The sequence below is a fragment of the Roseicyclus sp. genome (genome assembly GCF_052168335.1).
GTDB lineage: Bacteria > Pseudomonadota > Alphaproteobacteria > Rhodobacterales > Rhodobacteraceae > Roseibacterium.
The window spans coordinates 1-3,006 of sequence record NZ_JBQLZP010000506.1 but is presented as its reverse complement, the minus strand read 5'-3'; the positions used below and the strand labels follow the sequence as shown (position 1 = coordinate 3,006).

Here is a 3,006-nt window from a genome sequence, read left to right as displayed (position 1 = left end):
GGCGGGCAGGGCGACCACGCCGATCCCAGCCTCGCGCAGCCGCGCGGCCATCGCGGCGACATCCCCGGGCGCCATCGCCGAGAGCTTGCTCGCGTGCCCCGCCACGACGCGCCCGCCCCAGCCCCGCGCCTCGGTCGCGGCGATGAGGGCGGGAAGGTCCGACCTGGACGGATCGAGATCGAAGTCGATGTGGAAATCGACATCGCAATCGAAGCGCTCCGCGAGGTCGAACACGTGGTCGATATGCGCCACCGGGTCGGGGTCGCGGTAGGGGCAGCCGCCCACGAGGTCGGCCCCCATCTCCATCGCCCTTGTCAGCAGCGTCAGGGTCTCGGGCTCGTTGGTGATGCCCTCCTGCGCGAAGGCGCAGATCTGGATGGCGATCCGGGCCCGGCACGCCTCGCGCAGCGCGAGAAGCGCGTCGAGCCCGCGGAGGCCGACCCTCGGATCGACCTCCACGAATGTCCGCAGCGCGGTGGTGCCGTGGCCGACGGCGGCATCCACCACGCGGCGCGCGCGGGCATGGACGTCCTCGGTGGTGAAGGCGGCCTTGGCGCGGGCGGTCTCCTCCACCGCGTGCGCGAGGCCGCCCCGGGTCATGTCGCAGCGGTCGAGGATATGCGCCTTGTCGAGGTGGATATGCGCGTCGACGTAACCCGGAAAGACCCAGGCCCCGTCCGCCTCGATCCCGGGCGCGCCGCCGGGGATCGCGGCTTCGATGGCCGCGATGCGGCCCGCCGCCACCGCGATGTCCACGCGCCCCGGATGCCCCGCGACACGGGCGCCGGACAGGACGAAGTCGGGCGCTCCCCCAGCCATCGCCGCCCCGCCGCTCAGGCGTCCTCGAACCGGATCGGCTTGGCGCCCTCCCAGAGCACCGAGGTTCCGAGCGCGTGCAGGTTCTCCAGCCCGCCGGTCAGCGTGATGAAATGGTTGCCCGCGAGCTGGCCCATCTTGGACGAGAAGTCGACGCCGCCATAGGCCAGCAGGATCTCGGTCTCGCTGATGCCGCCGGGATAGAGGATGATGTGCCCCGGCGCCGGGTGGCTCGTGTGGTTCTCGTAGCCGACGCCGAAATCCGTGTCGCCGAGCGGCACCCAGACCCCTTCGCCCGACCAGCGGACATGCACGATCTGGCTGACATAGGGCATGTGCCTGCGGAAGGCGGCGACCGTGTTCGGCGCGCGCTCGGTCTCGAAATGGCCGGTGAAGGTGAAGTCTCCGGCGATGACCTTGAGGGTGTCCATTGCTCTCTCCTTGGTTCGGTGTCTGGGTGCGCGCGCTCAGGCGGGTTGGGCGAGGCGGTCGGTCGAGAAGCCCTCGAGCCCCTTCGGCTGGCGCCCCGTGGCGACCGCGTCGGCGGCGTGGCGGCCGAGGAGCGGGCCGAGCGTGTAGCCGTTGGCGCCCGCGACCACCACGCAGTCGGGATGGCCGGGAAGGTGGCCGATCAGGGGCGCGCCGTCGATATCGACGTTCATCGCCGCCCAGGAGCGCAGGACGTGAAGGCCCGCGACGCCGGGCAGCACGCGCTCGGCGACCCAGAGGTTGCCCTCGAGGCTCTCGCGCAGGATGCGGGTGCGCCCCGATGCGGGGTCGGCGGTGGCGGACCACGCCCCGCCGATGATCAGGTTGCCCGCGATGGCCTGCTTCATCGTCAGGTGCCGGTCGCAATGGGCGAGGAGGCAGGAGGCGAGCGGGGGCGCGGTCTCGGTCACGACCATCTGCAGCGGTGCGCCGTGGATCGGCAGGGGAACGCCCAGCATGGCGCCGAGCGCGCCCGTCCAGCCGCCGGCGGCGAGGATCAGGCGCCGCGCGCGGATCGTTCCTGCGGTCGTCTCCACCCGGTAGCCGGGCCGCGTGTCGCAGAGCCCGGTTATCGCGACGCCCTCGAAGAAGCGCGCGCCGCCCGCCCGCGCCGCATTGGCCAGCGCGGGCGTCGCCACCAGCGGGTTGATCTTGCCCTCGCCCGGGCACCAGGCGGCGGCGATCATGCGCTCGGACACGCCGGGGGCCAGTTCGGCGATCTCGGCGCGCTCGATCAGGTGAACGTCGATGCCCATGCGGCGTTCGGCGGCGACCTTGTCGCGCAGGAAGGCGACGTGGCGCTCCTCCTCCGCCAGCATCATGCCGCCGGTCAGGGCGATCTCGAACGAGGTGCCGAGCGTGCGCTCCAGCTCCTGCCAGAGGGCGATGGCGTCGCGCTGGAGCGGCAGCGTCCGCAGCAGCGCCTCGCCCCGTCCGCCCGTCTTCTGGCCGAAATCGAAGGACAGGAGTTGCAGGTGCAGGCTGCCCGCGTTGCCGCCCGAGGCCTCGCCGTTCACCGCGCCGCGGTCGATCACCACGGTGTCGAGCCCCAGTTCCGTGGCGCGCAGCGCGGCGGCGGTGCCCATGACGCCCGCGCCGACGATGACGAGGTCCGCGGTCGCGGGCAGGGTCTCGGGCGCGTCGGCACGGTCCGGTGCGCGCAGGGTCGGGGCCGGCGCCTGGCGGTGTCCGCCCCATTCCGGCTTTTCGACCGCGATGGCCGCGGCGGGCACGGGCCGCGCGGGCGTCTGCGGCGCGAAGAGCGTGGGCGTCCCCGTCAGGAGCGCCGCCGGACCCGAGCAGTAGCGCCCCTGGCAGCGGCCCATCCCCAGGCGCGTCAGCCGTTTCAGCGCGCCGAGGTCGCCCGCGCCCCGCGCGATGGCGGCGCGCGCCGCGCCGAAGGTCACGCTCTCGCAGCGGCAGAGCATGGCGGCGTCCTCGGGAGGCCCCTCTCGCGCCGGTGCCGCATAGCTCCGCCAGAGAGCGGCCTGGAAGGCGCGCGCGCGCGCCAGCGCCGTGCGGGCCGCGCCGGTGTCGGGCGCCCTCCCGCCGAGGCGGTCCACCGCCGCCGCACCGGCCAGCGTGCCCTGCGCCAGCGCCACCTGCGCGCCGCCGAGGCCGCCGCCGTCGCCCGCGATCCAGAGGCCGGGCACCCCGGTCGCCCCGTCCTCGTCGCGGTCGGGCCGGAGGAACCCGGTCTCC

At 74.2% G+C, this 3,006-nt stretch carries 3 protein-coding genes; all 3 read right to left on the bottom strand.

Annotated elements, in window-relative coordinates; genetic code table 11:
- On the bottom strand, positions 1 to 819 hold an 819-nt coding region (locus ACTS11_RS15505), incomplete at its 3' end, for an amidohydrolase family protein (protein ID WP_442641200.1).
- A gap of 14 nt (positions 820 to 833) precedes the next feature.
- Positions 834 to 1,247, bottom strand: a complete 414-nt coding sequence (locus ACTS11_RS15500) for a DUF3830 family protein (RefSeq protein WP_442641199.1) — start codon at positions 1,245 to 1,247, stop codon at positions 834 to 836.
- A gap of 36 nt (positions 1,248 to 1,283) precedes the next feature.
- The coding region (locus tag ACTS11_RS15495) for an FAD-dependent oxidoreductase (protein WP_442641198.1) at positions 1,284 to 3,006 on the bottom strand (1,723 nt) is incomplete at its 5' end.